This is a genomic window from Halorubrum sp. SS7, assembly GCF_005435055.1.
In the GTDB taxonomy this organism is placed as follows: Archaea; Halobacteriota; Halobacteria; order Halobacteriales; family Haloferacaceae; genus Halorubrum; species Halorubrum salinarum.
On sequence record NZ_SGXV01000556.1, the window covers coordinates 1 to 259 of the forward strand.

The window sequence follows — 259 nt, forward strand, 5'->3', positions numbered from 1 at the left end:
CCTCGATCGCTCCCATTTTGAGGGAGCGATCACAGACCACGTGTCCGAGGTCGAGTGTCCCCGCGGCGTGTGCGTGCTCGAACGACGCCGAATCGAAGACGGTCCGAGAGAACTCCGCGTGGGCGCCGAACCGCGCTCCCTCGAAGTCTCCGCGATCCGTGAACGTCGCCCCGGTGAACAGCGCCTCTTCGCGGATGGTCGCGTTGTCGAAGGAGACTCCGTCACGGAACTCCGACTTCCCGAACCACGCGTGTTCCAT

1 protein-coding gene is annotated in these 259 nt (G+C 64.5%); it reads right to left on the bottom strand.

Annotated features, from left to right (window positions below; all coding sequences use genetic code 11):
* Positions 1–259, bottom strand: a 259-nt coding sequence (locus EXE44_RS19120; protein ID WP_199241306.1) for a pentapeptide repeat-containing protein, incomplete at both ends; no start/stop codon positions are given.